Consider the following 18,010-nt stretch of genomic DNA (forward strand, 5'->3'; position numbering starts at 1 on the left):
TCCCCAGATTCTGCAGGCAAAGTACCCGAGACGTGACAATCACCAGTTCTAACAGGATGCTCAAACTAAACGTAATTATCTTTTCAGATACCTATAATCTGCATAAAATTGTTATCCGTTGATTATATACTATAAGATGACAAATGTTTAAGTTAGTATTCGCTTAATTCGCTGCTGTCGGAAATATATTCATAGAGCATAAACTATCAAATACTCTGCCAATGAACTACCAGGGGGGTTGGGACCCATGACCAACAATTCGGATTACGAGAAAGCTATAGAAATCTTACAGGAACTTGGTCTTCGAGAATATGAGGCTGAATCGTTTGTTGCACTTACTCGAACGACAAGTGCAACAGCCAAAGATATTAGTGCTATTTCAGATGTGCCCCGAACACGGGTCTACGATGCGGTTCGAGTGCTTGAATCCAAAGGACTTGTTGAGGTACATCACACAAGTCCACAGGTGTTTCGGGCAGTCTCTGTTGACGCTGCAATTGATATTTTAAGACGAGAATATCAGTCACAGACTGACCGACTACAGACAATTCTACACCGACTAGAGCCAATTCCACTCGAGGAAGAACCAGATGTCAGTCAGGAGGTATGGAGTATAAGCGGCAAAAAGGCAATCTACAGTCACATCAACTCGTTACTCAATGAAGCAGATAGTGAGATTGTTGTCTTATTCGGTCAGGAAGCACTGATGTCTGATACAGTCATTCAATTACTTCAGGATGTATCCGATATGAATGTCTCACTTACAATTGGAACAACCAGCGAACAGACCTCTGATAAACTCAGTTCGACTCTACCGGACGCTGAGGTATTTACATCTAATCTCACATGGCTGGATGAAAGCTATGAAGATGATTCAACAGCTATCGGACAAATACTTTTAGTTGATCGATCAAAACTGCTTGTCAGCTCATACGATCAAAATTTTAAGCAACAAAGTAGACAGGCGATTGTCGGGAGTGGGTTTAGCAATGGGGTTGTTGCCATTATCCGCCGATTAATGCTATCTGGGATACAGACCGACAGTTGATTCCTACTGGAAAGGTCTGCAGTGTCACAGGATTTTCCCTGAGGCACTCTGTCTGCTACCTCCGTAGCCTGTGATGGTCCACAGGTATCTGAGGTAAGCTTTGTCCCCAGAGGCAGTTGACCAGCATGAAAAATGTCATATACAATTTTACTATTAATTGTCAGGAATTGCAGATATTATTATGTGACTCGATTAATCACAACAAGTATTATGTATGATGCCTGTGTTAATGCTAATACACGCGGCAAATCACTATCCGCCGCGTGGTTGTGTCCGGGCAGTTCGTTCAACATACCCCCCTTCCCCCCGCATGTTTGACAGTACTGCTGATTTTCCGGACACACTTTACTTATCAACCAGATGAGATTAGCCTGCGTACAAGTTAACCAATTCGTCAATCAACAGTTTGTCTATAGAGAAGTGGGCTGAGTATCGGGGGGCGTCCCCGAGGGGTAGCCTAAATAAGTTCTGCGAGTAGGAAAGCCGCGAGACTGAAGTAAATAATCAATGCAGTCACGTCCTTGACCGTCGTAATCAGTGGGTCAGACGCCGCTGCCGGATCGTATCCAAGCTTATGGATAATCCATGGTATGACATATCCGACTACGGAGGCAATGACACAGACGGCCACAAGACTGACGAAGACAACTAACGTCAGTTCTGGGGCGAAGTCGTTACCTGCGTACACGCCTTGCCAGAGATACGCGCCTGCAGCACCTAGGAATCCAACGATCAAACCAATAACCCCGCCAATCAGTCCTTCACGGGCGAAGTGCCGCATTGCGTTGCGATCATCGATGTGTCCGACCGCAAGTCCACGAACGAAGATGGTAGACGCTTGAGTTCCAACGTTTCCTCCCATGTCCATGATAACTGGGATAAAAAAGGCTAGTGCAGTAACAGCTTCAAGTTCTTCTTCATACCCACCGATGACAAGTGCAGCCAGAAGACCTCCGGCAAGGGCGACGATTAGCCATGGAAGTCGAAGCTGAAGGATGCGGCCGATCGATGATTCAAGCACATCAAGACTTCGATCTGCCTCAATGCCTGCAAATCCTGCTCGTTTGAACATGTCCTCCGTTGCCTCTTCTTCCATTACATCAACGATATCGTCGGCTCGGATCACTCCAACCAACTTTCCGTTATCAACAGCAGGTAATGCTGGGAAATCTGTCTCACGAATCAGATTAGCTACATCCTCAGGATCGTCATCAATCTTAACATCAATAACGTCACTTTCCATCAACTCAGACACAACAGTATCTGGTTCAGCATTCAGTAGCTGTCGAGTTGATACAACACCAACTAACTGGTTGTTCTCATCAGTGACATAAACATAATATACCGTCGTTGCGTCGTCTCTTGGTGAAAAGGACCGCATTTTCTCAACTGCATCTTCAACAAACGCATCGTCGTCGACAGCTATGTATTCCTCCGATACAACTGGTCGAATTATCTCAGGTGCGCTCTCCATATCTATTTTCTCGTAGGGCACTTAGTTCGGTGATCTGTCCAGGACGTCCAAGTCCGCATGAACCCGGAGAAATAGAGGGCGGTTCAGTGGTACTCCACCGTGGTTGCGTATGTATTGAGTGCGCTAACATACATTTGGGGGAATGTTTAGATCCATCTAAAATAGTTTTGCTTTCATTCCTCTGTGCGTTATGTACCCAATATTCATAGTATCTCTTTGCACTACCTGCTCTGCTTGCATCGCCTGCCACTCTGGGGGGGAAGATTACGGAAGCGAAAGTCCTTGGTATCGTTGTAGATGTCAATGTCTGCGAACACCTAAACACAACATAAATTTGCGCTCAGCGGGTGTCTATGATTAATGCACGTCGGTGTTATTGGAGCAGGGATCTCTGGCCTAATAGTTACACATGAGCTTAGAAAGCATGGTGTTGATGTCACGACGTTTGAAGCTCGTGAGCGTCCTGGGGGAATCGTTCAAAGTCGTATTGTCGATGGACATGTTCTTGAACTGGGACCTCAGCGATTGCGACTGGTTCCCTCGCTTTCATCGCTTATTAATGAGCTTGGTCTTGATAACGAGTTACGTCGTGGCCATGAGGACTACCCTCTTTTTATACACCATGATGATGACCTTCACGTTGTTCCTCTTTCTCTCCGAGAGGTGATCACCACCGATTTGATAAGTTTCCAGGGCAAGGTTCGTGCTCTGAAAGAGCCTTTCACTCCTCCACAACAGCCTAACGAGTCCGTTGATACGTTTCTGACCAGAAAGTTTGGGGCAGAGATTGCGCGCCGATGGCTCGGGCCGTTGTACAGTGGCCTATATGGCACAGACACTGATGAAATGTTAATGAGGTATTCACTGGGCAGAGCTCTAAACAAAGCAGATATCAACGGGAGTATCCTACTTAGTGGCCTGCAAAAAGTTCTGAAGGGACGGAATACGCCCCCAGTGTATACGCTTGATTCTGGCCTTGGAACACTAACCAAACAATTATACCAGGTCAATTCAGATACAATTGAGCTTGATACCCCCGTGAAATCTGTCCAACGGCAAAATGGCGATTACATAATCAACACGTCAACACATGAAACAGCGGTTGACGAGCTTGTCATTACTACTCCTGCTAACCAAGCTAGTACATTTTTAAGACCATGTGACTCTCAACTTGCCGACTTACTTCAACAATTTAATTATAACACTATTGGAATGGTGTTTCTCAAATCGCCATTTGACGGGGAGGGTATTGGGACCCTTGTTCCATCAGATAGTTCCGTTTCGATTAGTGGACTTACATGGAACCATAGCTTTCTGGATCGTGATAGGCTTTTTACGGCATATGTAGATACAAATAGTTTTCCACGGATGGCAGATGCCTCAGATAAAGAGTTGGGTGAAGTTGCTGCGACTGCATTTACTGACATTACCGGAGCTCCAGCATCGCCAATTACAGTACATCGATGGAGCCCTGGAATGCCAGCGTACGATACTTCATGGACAGCACTTGACGAGATATCTTTACCAAGCAACCTCCACTTTTGTGCGAGTTTTACGGATCGTCCGGGTATCATCGGACGTGTCCGAAATGCTTCGAGATTAGCGGATATCCTTGCTGACAAGCAAAATTAGCTGTTCGGATTTGTTTTAGTCCGCGCATGTCAAACTCAAAAAATTAAGTAGATGTAGTGTTTGATGCTGGCTATGGAACAATCACCAACAGGGCGAACAACAGCACCACAGAGTGATTTTACACGAACGCAAGTCCTTATTGGGGCTTTCGTACTACTTCTTGCAATTGTACTCGTTGTCATATTGCCATTGATCTGGCACATTGGGCTGTAGTCCGATTTGAATCCAATATCCCTACCAATTGACTAGCCTTGATATGTGTTTTATCAATAAAAAGTACGTGCGTACATTCATAGGGCCAGAGACGAGATATGTGGATATCCACTGCCATGAATAGTAGCAAACCGACGGTCCTCGTCCCGGTTGATGCGTCAGATCCAGAGACATATGACCGGTCTATTGTTAATCTTTTCCAGACTGCAAAAGTGATCATCTTGGGATGGTATCCGGTCCCCGATCAGTCTGCTCCATCTCAATTGCGCAATCAGTTTGAAGATGAAGCGAAGCAAAACATTGCTGACCTCAAGCAGGCATTTGAGACGGCTGATATCGAAGTTGAGACTCTAGTTGCGTTTTCGCACAGCCGTCCGAAGAGCGTTGATAAGGCAGCTGAACAAACACAGGCAGACTTTGTGCTGACTCCTGGGAAAGCAGACCAATTTGACCGGATTGTAGTCTCAATCCGAGGGGAGGTAAATCTTACTCGTATCACTTCGGTCGTGGGACCATTGCTGTCACAGCATGATGGTGAAGTAACAATTTTTGGTGTGATCGCACCAGAATCTGATGAAGAAGACACGCGTCAACTGATGAATACAGCTGTTTCTGAATTTGTTGATGCAGGCATCGATGAAAGTCGGATCACGTGGGAGACAGCACAATCAGACAATGTAACTGAGCAAGTTGAAACGTTTGTGTCTGGCTACGATTTACTCATTATCGGAGAATCAGAGCCGTCACTTGCCAGTCTAACAATTGGAACAATTCCAGAACGGATTATCAATGCTGTCTCAATACCAGTGTTGGTTGTGCGGAATCAAGATGATTCAAACAATGTATCACAGTAACACAGAGTACCAAATCACGGCGGCGGAACTCTGTTAGAAAACATACTCATCGTCGTGGCCCATCATCCCGTCATCTTCGAACCCACTTGGCTCGTCATCTTCATCGGATGGACCACTAGTCTTGTACGCCTTGATTCCTGTTGAGAGCAGTTCTTCAACTGCTTCCTCCTGATTTAGGAATTCGCCTTTTTCAACTAATTGTGCAATCTGCATCTCGAGATGATCGGGAATAGTAACTTCAACTTTAGGCATCTGGATTGTGGTTTTGCCTGAGTAGCATTTAAGTTTGACGGGCTACGCCCAATATTGTTAGTTGTCACAGAAATCAAGAATGCAGGTACAGAGAAAGAATGCATATAGTGATGAAACAAGCATACCATTCCTGGGTCAAGCGTGCCCAAGTCAACTTACCGTTCCAATTTTCAGTAGCTTTCAGTAGTACACCGTAAAAAACGGGTACACTGTTGGACGGCTGTATCCACGCCTTACTTCCACCTCTTTGATTGCTCCTTAATCTCAGAGACTTAGCTTGGAAAAGTCAAATAAAGAAACTGAACTTCTGGAAAAGACATCCATAAGGGAGCGTAGGCCCATCTAGTGTATAGATGAAGACGAGAAGTGAGGTGCCGCATCTGATGGAGCAGACGGTAACAACGGTTGCCGTGGAAGTAGATCCCGCAGACACGGTGAATATCTACCAGTGGCTGTCTCAGCAGACAGCACCTCGGATTTTTTGGCAGGATCGTAACGATATGACTTTTGCCGGGGCTGGAGCGGCCGCAGTCATACAAGCAACTCACGAAGAAAGTCGCTTTGATGCAATTCATACAGCCGCCGAACAGCTATTTTCAAATATTACGCATATTGGACCAGAAATCACTCGGCCGCGCGTCTTCGGTGGATTCTCATTTGATAGCAAACACGTTGCAAAGGACCACTGGAGTGACTTCCCAGCAGGTTACTTTGTCCTACCGGAACAGATGCTGATTCGAAATGGGGAGCATCTGTATCTTGTTAAGACTGTAGTTGACACAGAGCCTCATGACCCATCACAGCTGGAAGTAGAACTCAAGGCTGCAGCTACACAACTGCCTGAAAGCTATTACGGCGCTGAACAACCACCAGCGATCGAGACAACAACAATCATCCCAAATAAAGAAGAGTGGATACAGATTGTCACTGACGCCGTCTCGACTATTGATGAGACACAGTTGCAGAAAATTGTTGTAGCGACTGCTATGGATGTCTCACTCAACAATCGATTAGATATACCGACGATTCTCAGACAATTTAGCCTAGAGTACCCGAAGTGCTATCACTTTCTTATCCAGCCTTCAGCGAAAAATGCGTTTTTTGGCCCGCCACCAGAACGGCTCCTTGCAGTTGATGACATGGATATTGCCACGGAAGCACTCGCTGGTTCTGCTCCCAGAGGAGATACTGAAAAACTGGATCAACAGTATGCCGATTCACTGCTATCCTCTGAGAAAACCCGTCATGAGCAACAACTAGTGACCGATACAATCACCTCTGCACTCCAATCGTTTGGATCAGTAACAACAGAAGATCGTTCTGTGAAGAAATTTAATAATATTCAGCATCTTCACACACCTATCTCAGCAAATGCTACATCAAAGACACATATTCTCGATATTCTTAGCATGCTACATCCATCACCCGCTGTAGGTGGACTACCAAAGGAATTAGCATTGCGAACAATCCAAGAGCTTGAGCCGTTTCAGCGCGGATGGTATGCTTCGCCTGTTGGCTGGTTTGATGCTGATGGATATGGAGAATTTGCAGTTGGAATTCGATCAGGAGTCAATACAAACTCCAAATTACGGCTTTTTGCTGGAAACGGGATTGTATCGGACAGTGTTCCTGAAGAAGAATGGGAAGAAGTGAATCTAAAATATGATCCAGTGCTGACAAACTTATAAATTGCGAGGCGAAATTCCCACTCCTTTAGGAGTGAGAGGAGCTCAACATAGTTACCAAAACGATAAACGGCGCTACATGAAAACTACTATCATTGAATGACGGCACCAAACCGAAACACACTGTGGGGCCGAACAATCCTTAGCGAGCTTGCGGTAGCAGGAATTGAACAGGTGTGCATTGCTCCGGGGAGCAGATCCACACCACTTACCGAAGCAGCTTTCGCGACAGATGATATTACCGTGTATACACATCTTGACGAACGGTCGATGGCCTATTTTGCACTGGGCCAAGCCCGGAGAACAGGGGAGCCTACACCGATCATTTGTACATCAGGAACGGCAGCCGCAAACTTTCATCCAGCGGTGATAGAAGCAAACCAGGCTCGTGTTCCCATGTTCGTGCTAACGGCTGATCGACCACCTGAATTACGCAATAGTGGTGCAAATCAGACTATTGATCAACAGAAGCTCTACGGTGACGCTGTTCGACTATTTCAGCAACTCCCAAAGCCAGCTTCATCACCACGTATGCTACGTTCATTGCGGACAACGGTGACACAGGCCATTTCTGCAGCACTGAATCCTCCGAGTGGCCCCGTTCATCTTAACGTTCCATTCGAAAAACCACTTGAGCCAACAGACATTCCAGAAGATATTCCAGATAGCCTGCAAGAACAGGCACCAGAAGCTGTACAGGGACGAAACGATGCATTTGTGAATCTTACAACAGCCGCTACTGTCCCCGAGTCAGTAGATCAGTTGGTATCAAAAATCGAAGACAGCTCTCGTCCACTCATTGTTGCTGGTCCAGCTGATCCAAGGTCCGAAGCTGGTAAAGAAGTAGTTGAGTTGGCAGCAACTATTGATGCGCCGATTTTTGCAGATCCGCTCTCAAACCTACGATTTAGCTCATATAATAACCGAAATGACATCCTTATTTGCAGTGGATACGATGCATACATCAGCACAGACCAAATAAACACTATTCCGACTCCGGATCTTGTGCTTCGTATTGGTGCTTCACCAACATCGAAATCACTCCGAAAATATCTTGCAGCGATTGATACACAACAGATACTAGTCGATCCAGCCGGTCAATGGCGAGAAGCTGAGTTTACTGCAACAGATTTAGTCACGGGAAGTGCTGGAGAAACAATCAAACGAATCACCGCATCTGTCACACCTGCTTCGGATAACGAATTGACCACATGGCTACGCCAGGCCGAGCAGACACACTGGCAACTGATCAATGGGATAGATGTTGAACTTGAAGGATCGGCAATAAAGGCAGTTCTCGATACACTACCTGAGAAAGCCACTCTCGTCGTCTCAAACAGTATGCCTGTCCGTGATCTTGATCGGTTCGGTCAGGCGAAGGCAGATGAGATTACTGCCATTGGAAATCGTGGAGCAAGCGGTATCGATGGAATCACATCAACAGCTTTTGGCGCAGCATCGGCCACCTCAGATCCAACTGTCCTTGTGATTGGCGATTTGGCATTCTACCATGATATGAATGGTCTGTTAGCTGCAGGACGGCATGATATTGATCTAACAATTGTGCTTATTAACAATGATGGAGGAGGGATATTTCACAAACTGCCGATTGAATCGTTTGATCCACCATTTACAGAAGGATTCAAAACACCACATCAACTGAACTTTAGATCAGCAGGAGACTTATATGGAATTCAATATCAATACGTCAATACTGTATCTGAGCTCGCCAAAGCCTGTAAACATTCGATAAATACATCTGGGACAGATATTATTGAAATTCAGTTTAATTCGGAGATTAGCCACCGAAATCGTGAACAACTTCAGCAACAGTTACAATCGAAACTCAGCCAGCGATAACGCTTTTCAAAAAGATAGTCAAGACGGATTCCCAGCGCCACCGGGCACAGAGCAGTTGTTTAGTCCACATGTGCTGCGGGTTGGTGAACTCTGGGAACTGTGTTCATACCATCGTTGATAACCGAACATATACCGTTACGAATACACACTAGTTAACTATGGTCTCAGAACTGCTGGATCAATCAGAATGGGAGGAAGTGTCTGACTTTGACTTCGAGGATATTACCTATCATCGTCGAGAAAAAACCGTCCGAATCGCATTTGACCGTCCAGATATTCGAAATGCTTTTCGACCAAAAACAGTCGATGAGCTCTATCAGGCCTTCGAGCACGCAAAGAAGCTGACATCTGTCGGCTGTGTACTACTGACGGGCAACGGTCCGTCGAGCAAAGATGGTGGATGGGCATTCTCTGCTGGTGGTGATCAAACGGTACGAGGTGAAGAAGGCTATGAGTATGAACATGATTCTGCTGATATTGGCCGGCTTCATATTCTTGAAGTCCAACGACTAATTCGACACATCCCGAAGATCGTTGTTGCTGTTGTTCCTGGCTGGGCAGTTGGTGGTGGCCATAGTCTCCACGTCGTTTGTGACTTAACAATAGCAAGTAAAGAAAATGCTAAATTCAAGCAAACTGATCCAGACGTTGCAAGCTTTGATGGCGGCTTCGGTTCAGCGTATCTAGCACGACAAGTTGGCCAAAAGAAAGCACGAGAAATTTTCTTCCTCGGGAAATCTTATTCAGCAGAGGAAGCTGCTGAGATGGGGATGGTCAATGAAGTAGTTCCACATGTGGAGCTTGAAAATCGAGCGATAGAGGTAGCCGAAATAATAAATAAAAAAAGCCCAACCGCAATGCGTATGCTAAAATACGCATTCAATCTCGACTCCGATGGATTGGTCGGCCAGCAAGTCTTCGCTGGTGAAGCTACGCGGTTAGCATATCAGACAGAAGAAGCAAAAGAAGGCAGAGATGCATTTGTTGATGGACGAGAGCCGGATTTTGACCAATTTGAGTGGCCATACTAACTCTCTCAACGCTGTTATCACATACTGTCTGACTCTGTACCAACGAAGTTCGGATTAACCACCGTTGCAGCGTCTCAGATCACGAAAAGTTAGCGTTCAGTAGTAATATCACCACCTACAAAATTGTAGTATACTCACACATCTGGTTTCTCTATAACTTGTATATTTACTAAATGACCAATATAATAGTACAAATCCGTCGTACAGATTAAATTATCTTACTTCAAGAAGAAATGCTGTATTGCTTTTGTGTACCATATTGTGTTTACTATGCAAAACTATAAGTGACATAGTTCCTAATATGGCCATGTGGAGATTCACAGTTACCGTAAATCAATTAGATCTAATCTATGACTGACGACGACGATAGTATTGTTCGATCGACACTTGGACGTATAGGACGAGCATCAGCGACCCGACGAAGAGCTGTGTTCATCGGTGTTGTTATTCTCCTTGGCATCTCGCTTGTGGGTGCAGTTGGAGTACAGATGAGTCTGGGTATGGAATTATACATTGAAGACGACTCAGACACGATGGAAGACTGGGATGAGATTCAGGAGGATTTCGATAAGGGTAATGTTGTGTTTGTTGAGATAGAGGCTGATGATGAGACTGACTTATATGAACCGGAAAATACAGAGCAAATTTCTGAGTTATATCAAAACTACTACGATGACCTGAAACACGATGAGGATATCGAGGCCGCCTCTCTAGTTACTAGTTTCGCTCATCCAATCAAGGCAGGTCACGGGGAAATCGACGTTGAAAATGATACTCGTACAGCACTTCTAGAATCTGTTAATCATTCGTTTAATGAACATCGTTCGAATATGGGTGTTATTGCGAACCTCCACCCAGACATTCAGGAACACGAGGATTATGATGAATTACAAGATCAGCTCGATGAGGGTGAGTACCCAGTTGTAGCCAAAAATGGAACTGAGATGTTCGAGGACGGTAGTACTGCAATCATCATGATCCAGTATGGTGATGTCGATATCCCAGAGGATGAAGAAGGAGATTTCTTCGGATTCTTGCCACCAAGTGAGGACGAGATCATTGAACAGCAGATCCGAGAAACCACGAATGCAACTGGTCTTCCAGACGAATGGGATGTCACTTTTACTGGGTCCCCGATTTTTGAGGAAGCTGCTTTTGGACTGATGCTTCCTGAGATGATTACGTTATTCGCAGCCGCGTTTCTGATTATTCTGTTTATGGTCGTGTTAATTATGCGAAGCCGGCTCCGGAAAACACGACGAGTCGCAATTCCGTTAACCACCACTCTTGTTGCGCTGATTGCGATGCTTGGCATGATGGGATTTGTCGGCTTTAATTTCAATGCCATTATGCTCGGGGTGATGCCTGTTGCTCTCGGCTTGGGGATTGACTACGGCTTACAAATCCAAACCAGATACGTTGAAGAACGGAAAGCAGGTCGTAGTCCAGTTGAGGCAGCGGAGATAGCAACACAAACGACTGGATATGCATTAACACTTGCACTTGGTACCACTGCTGTCGGCCTTGGTTCCTTGTTAGCTGCAGAAGTCCCGCCAGTTCGGCAATTTGGTGTGACTGCTGCGTTCAGCGTTTTCATGGCGATGATTTTATCAGTAACCCTGCTGATTGCATTACTCGTTACGTTTGATGATGAGCCTGTTGAGGCACCAACAAGCGCAAGTACCTCTATTGGAGATGTAGAAACCCGTGCAAATGGATCTGGTGCTGACGAAAACCCAACTGGTCTTGAAGGTGTATTCGATAAGCTCGGCAGTGGGATTTCGGCCCGTCCCCTGCTCGTGATTGTTCTATTAGGTGCCTTGATTGGTGGTGGACTTGTTGCGTATCCAGCTGTTGATACACAAGAAGATATGCTCGACTACTGGCCAGATATCGAAGAACGACAAGATATTCGTGATCTTGAGGACAATGTTCCAAGTCCGAACATCAACTATATTATCGTTGAATCCGAGAACGACGATGATATTTATACTCGCGAACACTTCGAGGAGATGCAGTCATTCCAACATGAGATAGAAGACTCTCATGAGGATGTAATTACAGTAATGAGTGCTGCTAGAGCAATGGAAGTCGGAAATACCACTGTTCCTGTAGAAGGACCTGAGCATGATCAATTACCACCAGAGGGAGAGGAATTTGATGATGAACTTGAGCTTCGAACCGAAATTGATCGACCTCCACAGCTTGGTCTTCACCCAGACAACCACTCTGACCGGATGGTCATTCAAGTCTTCGTTGGTGATGTCGAAGGTGAAGAGGAGCGCCAAGTCATCAATAGTCTTGATGAAGCAGCAGACAATGCTCTCAACAACTCAGCATATGACACCCGAGTCACTGGTGAGATGGTACTGAACCGGAATGTCATTGAAAATGTGACTTCTGGTCTAACACGGACGACCATTATAAGTTTCACACTCGGTATGGTCTTCTTAGGCCTAGTGCTCCGATCTGGCCGTGAATCTGTCTTGCTTGTGGGAAGTGTTGCTGCAAGCGCAATGGCGTTAGTTGCCGGAGGGATGTATCTACTTGATGTCCCGTGGAACCCACTGACTGTAACAACTGCTTCAATCGTGCTCGGTGTTGGTATCACCTACGGCATTCACATATACGAGCGGTTCCGGGAAGAACGTCTCTCTGGAGCAGATCCAGATACAGCAATTAAAACGGCGATCTTACGCAAGTCTCGGCCAGTGCTTGCATCCGGAGCAACGACAATGTTCGGATTCGGTGTGTTAATGATTTCAGACTTCCCTGTGCTTGCCAACTTCGGTATTGCAATTGCACTTGCGATGGGACTGGCATTACTAACAGCATTCGTATTTATGCCAGCGATCACACTACTGCTCGCCCGACGTGGATATCTTCCTGCAGGAAATGTTCCCGAAGATACAGAAAGAACAGCCGACTAACTAAGTTACATATTTTCTTATTACTGTCCTTAACTGCTTGAATTAGACCTTTATTCAAGTCGCTGATCTGATATTTATAGGATAATTTATACCTCCGACATCGTTTTACGTGACAAGACAAACCATACCATATGCAAAGAACAGAGGAACAGTCACAGGAACAGAGTAGTGAGAAGACAAACATTGCTGAGCGCGCTAATACCGAACAACGCATTACCACTAAACATCGGGATGTCTCTTGGACACGAATATGGAGACGGTATCGACGAATTGCGTCACAGCGTTTTAACCGGCGATGTGAAACATTTCGCTCGGCAGCCGCTGGAGGAATTTGGTCTGCTATTATTGCAGCACCCGTAGCACTAGCGTTTACTAGCGGTTGGGCAGTTCCTCTGTCGTTTATCCTACTCGTTGGCTTCGGGATGCATTTATTTGTTGGCTATTTTTCTCGAAAACAGCGAGATCACTTTGTACCAGCGCATACGCTTTCTGGAAGCATTGTTATTGGATTCCTCGCAGTAACTGGATACATCTCCGGTGAGACTGGGTTACTCTTTGCGAGTTTCTACGCAATGATGATCGCATTTCATCTCCCACTGTTGGGATATGTACTCGGGTACTTTGTCTCTGACCTGAAACGACTCGACTTTGAAGAAGCAAAAAATAAGACGGGAAATGCGCCCAGAGATGACGAGTGGGGACGGATATGACCCCAAGTATGATCAAGTGATCTATCCCACGCTTGCGCTGATGCGCTCTTTGCGGGTGAGGTTTCCTGGTTTTGCGACGCGCTTCTTTACGGGTGCTTGGCTGACGCTGGTCATCTGCACAGGGAGCGCAGCCTCCATAGGTATGGATCCTAAGTGATCCGCTCCTCCCTAGAGGTGATGTCAAGACTCATCTTGACTGCCGTTCTTGTCAGGATCGAGGGCCAAACGGACGCTGTATCTTTTCCCTACTGCGCTCCTTGAGAACGGGGCTTAGCGCCTGCAATCAGCTAACGTTACTGTTCAGATTACTCTGACATTGATGGTCATATTCTGTCTCTTCATTGTCCGAGATTGTAAAAAGTCATGTGCTGTGAGCATTGAGTGCGTGCAGTCCCAAACCAACCAAAGAGCCCTGTTTACATCGTCGGCTTTGAGTATGGCGCTGCAAGGAGAAATAGTATCCCAACTATTGCAATTATCCACGCATACATAGACCAGATGATTGCTATAGTAGCACCAATTCCTGCTAATATAAGACCGAAGACCCCGAGAGTTTTTTGCGGTTTGTATCCACAGCTTGGACACTGATCACGATCCGTTGAAATCTGCTCGCCGCACATACGACAGTCATCTGATGGCATTTCGTTTCTAGTTGTTTTTAGCCGGCGATATTGTTTCTTTCGAGTTCTACATCTGAATTTCTTAGGGCATGAATGGCTGACAAACGGGCTATACGTTAGACTCTGTAACCGATGATGGTAGCGAAAGTGTGTCACGATATTGGTCAAGGATATCAAACTGCTCTTGTCGCCGTATTTCTAACCAATGTAGGAGCTTAGCAGCCCAGTCGAGCTTCTGTCGTTTAGCGTCTGTAACCGTTGGATCCGTGAATGACCAGCCAATAAACGAAAGAGATTGAGCATCAAAGTGATCAGCTAGGAATGCTGCTCTATCTCCGTCGGTAAATCCGCCAAAATTTTGAATATGCATTGCTGGCGCTGTCTGTGTGGTCGGAAGAATGGCTGCTGTCTGAATCGGTAGCCATTGCTTTAATGTCTCGATATTGTCACCATGTCCATGAACAACCAATAGAATATCATTCTCTTGGACTAAGTTGACAGTTTGTTCTGGCTCACCATCAAGATCGGTCACAATAATCTCTGGGAGTATACCGTTATCAGCAAGTCGAACACCAGCATCGGATGCTGCTACGATAGTATGATCTTCTATAGCAGACATATCTTCCTCCAAAGATGGGGCTGCTCCTGCGATCAGAACATTGCGTCCTTGAATATATTCAGGACTTACTGGTGTTGGTTGTGTCAGAGTCGCCAAAACCTCTCTTGCGTGTTCATCATCCACTTGTTCAAACCCAAAATCAGTAAGGATGTCATAATATACCGGAGCCCATTCGCTGTATTTCATTCAAAACGTATGAAAACAGACCTTCAAATAGCATATATGTTTGCACAATACGCCTACAGTACCTCACGGAGCGCAATCCTGAGCACGTTATTTGTAAACATACTCTGGGGGTAATCGCGCCAAGTACCTGTACAAACAGCCGCCAACCGTAGCAGATATGCAGTTGGTATGTAATAGAACGAACTGTGACTGATACACATTCACCTGCGGTTGCTGTCGTTGGTCCCCAGACGCCTGGAAACATCGGGACAATTGCACGCGCAATGAAGAATTTCGGACTTGAGGAGTTGCTACTTATTGATGCTCCTGAACTTGACCCAGACGGGGAAGCATACGGATTTGCGGGACAGGCCCGAGACGATATTCTACCAAACCACCGACGACCGTCGTTTGATGAGTTGGTATCTTCGTATTATACAGTCGGCTTTACCGCTACTACTGGCAAAAATTCAGAACAGCATGTTCGGTTTCCATATACAACGCCAGCTGAGCTGCACTCCGAGCTCCAGTCTGTGAAGGCACCCACCGCACTTGTGTTCGGCCGGGAGGACAAGGGCCTGTCTAATCAAGAACTATCTCGATTGGACCGCGTCTGTTCTATTCCTGCTAGTGGTGAGTACCCGTCACTCAACCTTGGACAAGCAGTGACCGTGACACTGTATGAACTCCGATCACTGACTGGACAGCAATCTCAGTTATCAGATATTGACCATGAACGAGCTGATGAGGTGCAAATAGAGCGTCTCTACGAAATTATCGATCAATATTTGGAGGCAATAAATTATACAGACGAAAAGCATGACAAGACGATGAGATTAGTGCGCCGACTCTTTGGGAGGTCTCATCCGACAGAAAGAGAAGTAATTACATTAATGGGGGTATTTCGTCGAGGGGCTCAGTTTGCGGATCCACCAGAGAATTCTGACCAAGAGTGAATTTTAGCTGTGTCGTTGAATTTCCTCACGCAGGACTTGGCTCACGAGATCTCCTTCTGCTTTCCCCCTCAAGGACCCCATACATTCACCCATTAATGCTGAAAATGCTCCCATTCCTTCCGACTTAACTTGTTCTTCATTTCGCTCAACAATTTCTGTCACTGTTTCCCGAATCTCGGACTCTGAAACTCCCCCTAGTCCCTCCTGCTCTGCAGCCTCTTCTGCTGTTAGCTCAGGGGACGCTGCAAGCGTTCTGAGGAGTGTTGTAAGTCCTTCAGATGGGACACTTCCTTCCTCAACAAGATGGAGTGAATCTTCGAGATGTGTTTCCGTGAGCTGACTAACTGGAACACTATCACGGCGAAGTTCAGTCAGTGTTCCTTCAAGTGTCTGTGCGGCTAAGGTCGGCGAGACTCCATCTGTAACGACGCGCTCAAACAACGGCATGTACTCACTGTACGCGATTTGCTCCGATAGACCTGAATCAAGACCATGTTCTTCCTGATACCGAGAAACTTTCTCCGTTAGTAATTCGGGCTGGTCAACTTCAGTCGGATCCGGAGCAACTGGTGGAACATCTGTTTCTGGATACATACGAGCAACACCTGGCAGTGGACGGAGGTAACGCGAGGTACCATCCTCGTTTGCACCACGCGTTTCTTCCGGCACACCTTCAACTGCGGTTTCTGCACGATCCACAACAGCGTCGATTGACAGTTCCGCTGTTTCAGAGTCGGCGGCGACGAATACGACCGCATCATGTTCCTCAGCCTCGACCGATTCTCGGAGATCGGCTATCTCTGCTTCACTAATCCCATATGCAGGAAGCTCGTCAGTGTGGAAAATCCCACCGGCTCCATGGCGTTTTGCGTGGTCAGAGAACTCGGTACCGAGCCGCCGGTCTGGCTGAATCTCACGACCAACAATCTCATCGAACCCTGAAAGACAAACAGCGTGTACAACCCCTCCACTATCAAGAGCCCTCTGAATTACTCCACTGTCAGTATCAGCAAATATGTCAGTTACATCAACCGGCGATCCCACGCTTGCATCTCGTTGCTGAAGTGTGTCAGAAATCTCAAGTAATTGGACCTGCCGATGAACTTCCTGCTCTACAATTGTATCAATATCGTCGAGTGACTGTACACCTTTAATCTCAACCCGTGCACCATCTGCAATTGAGATGTTGACATCCTGCCTAATCGTTCCTAGCCCACGCTTAACTGCACCAGTCGATCGGAGCATCATTCCGATCGTTTCAGCGGCCTCCTTAGCTTGTGTTGGAGATCGAATATCTGGTTTTGTTCCAATCTCAACAAGAGGGATACCTAACCGATCAAGGCTATATTTGACACCTTTTTCTGTTTCCTCGACCCGCTGTGCACTTTCTTCTTCGAGCATTAGGTCTTCAATTCGCACTGGTCCTTCTTCGGTATCCACTACACCTTCGGACGCGAGCTTGGCGGTTCGCTGGAATCCGCTTGTGTTAGATCCATCAACCACGATCTTTCGCATCACTCGTAACTGATCCACAACAGACATATCCAACAACGTAGCGATCTCCATCGCAACGTCAAGTGCTTCTCCGTCAATACGTCGAGGTGGTTCTTCATCAGCCTCGACCAGACATGTTGTATCATATGCCAAATATTCAAATTCACGATCAACGCGACTTTCTTCTTCAGCGGCCTGATCCAATTCGCCTAATTCACTTCGCGTTGGATGTAGATAACGAGTAAATGTGCGAACTGCTTCCTCCGGCTCACGTAGTTCTGTTGGACAATTACAAAACAGCTTTGTCTCTGTATCGAGTTGCTGGTGAATCTCTAAACCCGCAACAAGCCCAAGTTCATCGTAATCGTGCTCTGCCATTGTCGAATATGTACGTGCCTGGGCTAAAAAAAAACAGTAGTTTCCATACGAGGATTCAGAACGGTCACAGTCAACCAGAACCACTTCGT

At 46.2% G+C, this 18,010-nt stretch carries 14 protein-coding genes; 10 read left to right on the forward strand and 4 right to left on the reverse strand.

Translation table 11 applies throughout. The annotated features are described in order from the left end of the window. The first annotated feature begins 247 nt into the window (after nucleotides 1–247). The gene (locus K0C01_RS10045) at nucleotides 248–1,048 is read left to right on the forward strand and encodes a TrmB family transcriptional regulator (protein WP_221169573.1); all 801 of its coding nucleotides are present in this window, start codon (nucleotides 248–250) and stop codon (nucleotides 1,046–1,048) included. Nucleotides 1,049–1,505: 457 nt separating this feature from the next. On the opposite strand, the gene mgtE is transcribed toward K0C01_RS10045, so the two are convergent. Further along, nucleotides 1,506–2,522: a magnesium transporter gene (mgtE, locus tag K0C01_RS10050; RefSeq protein ID WP_221169574.1), complete on the reverse strand. Its 1,017-nt coding sequence runs from the start codon at nucleotides 2,520–2,522 to the stop codon at nucleotides 1,506–1,508. 360 nt (nucleotides 2,523–2,882) lie between these two features. Here mgtE and hemG point away from each other — a divergent pair, with 360 nt between their 5' ends. The 3 genes from hemG (at nucleotide 2,883) to K0C01_RS10065 (ending at nucleotide 5,221) form a co-directional block, all read left to right on the forward strand. After that, nucleotides 2,883–4,154 (forward strand): protoporphyrinogen oxidase, encoded by a 1,272-nt coding sequence (gene hemG / locus K0C01_RS10055; protein WP_221169575.1) that lies wholly within the window; start codon nucleotides 2,883–2,885, stop codon nucleotides 4,152–4,154. Between the two features lie 72 nt (nucleotides 4,155–4,226). Further along, complete coding sequence (locus K0C01_RS10060) at nucleotides 4,227–4,367, forward strand: DUF7550 family protein (protein WP_221169576.1); 141 nt, start codon at nucleotides 4,227–4,229, stop codon at nucleotides 4,365–4,367. Between the two features lie 116 nt (nucleotides 4,368–4,483). Beyond that, a complete protein-coding gene (locus K0C01_RS10065) occupies nucleotides 4,484–5,221 on the forward strand; it encodes a universal stress protein (protein WP_221169577.1) in 738 nt (245 codons plus the stop codon). Between the two features lie 33 nt (nucleotides 5,222–5,254). On the opposite strand, the gene K0C01_RS10070 is transcribed toward K0C01_RS10065, so the two are convergent. Next, a complete protein-coding gene (locus tag K0C01_RS10070) occupies nucleotides 5,255–5,473 on the reverse strand; it encodes a DUF7120 family protein (protein WP_221169578.1) in 219 nt (72 codons plus the stop codon). A 353-nt stretch (nucleotides 5,474–5,826) separates the two neighbouring features. Between K0C01_RS10070 and K0C01_RS10075 the strand changes: the two genes are divergently transcribed. From K0C01_RS10075 to K0C01_RS10095, 5 genes are all read left to right on the forward strand, one after another. Next, nucleotides 5,827–7,161, forward strand: coding sequence for an isochorismate synthase (locus K0C01_RS10075; protein ID WP_221169579.1), 1,335 nt, complete (start codon nucleotides 5,827–5,829; stop codon nucleotides 7,159–7,161). Between the two features lie 96 nt (nucleotides 7,162–7,257). Continuing rightward, a complete protein-coding gene (gene menD, locus K0C01_RS10080; protein ID WP_221169580.1) occupies nucleotides 7,258–9,018 on the forward strand; it encodes a 2-succinyl-5-enolpyruvyl-6-hydroxy-3-cyclohexene-1-carboxylic-acid synthase in 1,761 nt (586 codons plus the stop codon). A 158-nt stretch (nucleotides 9,019–9,176) separates the two neighbouring features. After that, nucleotides 9,177–10,049 carry a 1,4-dihydroxy-2-naphthoyl-CoA synthase gene (locus K0C01_RS10085; RefSeq protein ID WP_221169581.1) on the forward strand — a complete coding sequence of 291 codons (873 nt, stop codon included), beginning with the start codon at nucleotides 9,177–9,179 and terminating at the stop codon, nucleotides 10,047–10,049. A 350-nt stretch (nucleotides 10,050–10,399) separates the two neighbouring features. Then, entirely contained in the window at nucleotides 10,400–12,979 is a 2,580-nt protein-coding gene (locus tag K0C01_RS10090) for an efflux RND transporter permease subunit (protein WP_221169582.1), read from the forward strand. Nucleotides 12,980–13,110: 131 nt separating this feature from the next. Then, the gene (locus K0C01_RS10095; RefSeq protein ID WP_221169583.1) at nucleotides 13,111–13,689 is read left to right on the forward strand and encodes a hypothetical protein; all 579 of its coding nucleotides are present in this window, start codon (nucleotides 13,111–13,113) and stop codon (nucleotides 13,687–13,689) included. A 729-nt stretch (nucleotides 13,690–14,418) separates the two neighbouring features. On the opposite strand, the gene K0C01_RS10100 is transcribed toward K0C01_RS10095, so the two are convergent. Next, on the reverse strand, nucleotides 14,419–15,114 hold the full coding sequence (locus K0C01_RS10100; protein WP_221169584.1) for a 6-hydroxymethylpterin diphosphokinase MptE-like protein: 696 nt from the start codon (nucleotides 15,112–15,114) through the stop codon (nucleotides 14,419–14,421). A 185-nt stretch (nucleotides 15,115–15,299) separates the two neighbouring features. Between K0C01_RS10100 and K0C01_RS10105 the strand changes: the two genes are divergently transcribed. Continuing rightward, the gene (locus tag K0C01_RS10105) at nucleotides 15,300–16,049 is read left to right on the forward strand and encodes an RNA methyltransferase (RefSeq protein ID WP_255568271.1); all 750 of its coding nucleotides are present in this window, start codon (nucleotides 15,300–15,302) and stop codon (nucleotides 16,047–16,049) included. Nucleotides 16,050–16,052: 3 nt separating this feature from the next. Here K0C01_RS10105 and gatE read toward each other — a convergent pair whose 3' ends face one another. After that, on the reverse strand, nucleotides 16,053–17,921 hold the full coding sequence (gene gatE, locus K0C01_RS10110; RefSeq protein WP_221169585.1) for a Glu-tRNA(Gln) amidotransferase subunit GatE: 1,869 nt from the start codon (nucleotides 17,919–17,921) through the stop codon (nucleotides 16,053–16,055). Nucleotides 17,922–18,010 lie beyond the last annotated feature (89 nt).

It is taken from the genome of Salinarchaeum sp. IM2453 (assembly GCF_019693215.1).
Lineage (GTDB): Archaea > Halobacteriota > Halobacteria > Halobacteriales > Salinarchaeaceae > IM2453.